This window comes from Acidiphilium sp. PM, from assembly GCF_000219295.1.
Taxonomy (GTDB): Bacteria; Pseudomonadota; Alphaproteobacteria; order Acetobacterales; family Acetobacteraceae; genus Acidiphilium; species Acidiphilium multivorum.
In genome coordinates, this window is sequence record NZ_AFPR01000421.1 from 1 (window position 1) to 1806 (window position 1806).

The 1806-nt window shown below is 71.8% G+C and carries 2 protein-coding genes; one reads left to right on the plus strand and one right to left on the minus strand.

Annotated features, from left to right (window positions below):
* Window positions 1-846 (minus strand): DEAD/DEAH box helicase (locus tag APM_RS13175; RefSeq protein ID WP_007423858.1); only part of this gene is annotated, 846 nt, incomplete at its 3' end.
* Between the two features lie 47 nt (window positions 847-893).
* Here APM_RS13175 and APM_RS13180 point away from each other — a divergent pair.
* Window positions 894-1806, plus strand: a 913-nt coding sequence (locus tag APM_RS13180; protein ID WP_007423859.1) for a protein-disulfide reductase DsbD domain-containing protein, incomplete at its 3' end; no start/stop codon positions are given.

Sequence of the window (1806 nt, forward strand, 5' to 3'; positions counted from 1 at the left end):
CCGCACCCCCGGCACGGTGAGCGAGGTCTCCGCGATGCTGGTCGCGAGAATGACGCGCCGCTGGCTCGATGGGGCCAGCACCCGCGCCTGTTCCGCCGGCGGCAGGTCGCCGTAGAGCGGCATGATCGTGGCCGGCGCGCCCTCCAGCGCCTCGGCGGCGCGGCGGATTTCCCCAACACCGGGCAGGAAGGCGAGAACGTCGCCCCGATGCGCCGCCAGCGCGCCGCGCACCGCGCGGGCCAGCGCCGCCGGCAGGTCCCGCGCATCGGCAAGATCGCGCGCGGCGAATTCGATCGTCACCGGATGGACCCGCCCCGCGCTCTCGATCACCGGCGCCTCCAGCAGCGTGGTCAGGGTCGCGATGTCGGCGGTGGCCGACATCGCGAGGATTCGCAGCTCCGGCCTCAGGCCGCGCTGCAGGTCGAGCGTCAGCGCCAGGGCGAGATCGGCCTCGAGGCTGCGCTCATGAATCTCGTCGAAGATCACGCAGCCGATGCCATCGAGCCCGGGATCGGCCAGCAGCCGGCGGGTCAGCAGCCCCTCGGTGATCACCTCGATCCGCGTCGCCGGGCCGGTCACGGACTCCAGCCGCGTGCGATAGCCCACCGTGCCGCCTGGCGCCTCGCCGATCAGCTGCGCGATCCGCTCCGCCGCGGCGCGGGCGGCAAGCCGCCTTGGTTCGAGCATCACGATCTTTTGTCCGCCCAGCCAGTCCGCACCCAATAGTGCCTGCGGCACCAGGCTGGTCTTGCCCGCGCCGGGCGGGGCGACGAGAACGGCATTGGCCGACCGCGCGAGGCTTGCGCGAAGATCGGGCAGGATGGCGGCAACCGGCAGTTCGTCCATGAGGCGGGCGGTTAGCACCGAACCGCCCGATATGCGATATTGAGCCGATGAAACGCCTTCTGCCCGCTCTTGCCGCCTTCCTTCTGGCTCTTGCCGCCACCGGCCCGGCGCGGGCGGCGCGCAGCAACGAGGTCACCTCGCCGCGCGCGCAGGTCTCGCTCGTCTCCGCCGCGAACGCGCCGAAGGCCGGGACAATCACGCTCGGCCTGCTGTTCCACCTGAAGCCGGACTGGCACATCTACTGGTCGGATCCGGGCGATGCCGGGCAGGCTCCCACCGTGTCGATCGTCGCGCCGGCAGGGGCGAAGGCCGGCCCATTCGCCTTTCCGCCGCCGCACTGGCTGGTCGCCGGCGGCGGCGTGGGCGACTATATCGAGAGCGGCACGGTGCTGCTTCCCTTCACCGTGACACTGCCTCAATCCGGTGTGACGGCGATCGACGCGAAGGCCGAATGGCTGGTCTGCAACCCCAAGCTCTGCGTTCCCGAACACGGCCGTTTCCATCTCGCCCTTGCAGGTGGTGCGTCGGCCGAGGCTGACCTGTTCCGCGCCGCCCGCGCGGCCTTGCCGCGTCCCTCGCCCTATCGCGCGACCATCGCGCCGGACGGCACGCTCGCCATCACCGGCGCCGGTCTCGGCCGGAGCGTGGTGAAGGGCGCGCATTTCTATCCCGATGATCCGGCGGCGATCGTCAACGCGGCGCCGCAGCGTCTTGGCTTCGTGCGCGATGGCTTCACCCTCCGGCTCAAGCCGGCGCACCCGCCGATGACCGCGGCCGCCGGCGTGATCGAGATCACCGATCCCTCGGGCCGGATGCAGGCGCTGACACTGCATGCCGCGCCGGGCGCCGCGCCGCCGCCGCTTGCCGGCACGCCCCTGATCGTCTGGCTCGGCGCCGCACTGCTGGCGGGCCTGATCCTCAACCTGATGCCCTGCGTGTTTCCGGTGCTGGCGATCAAGG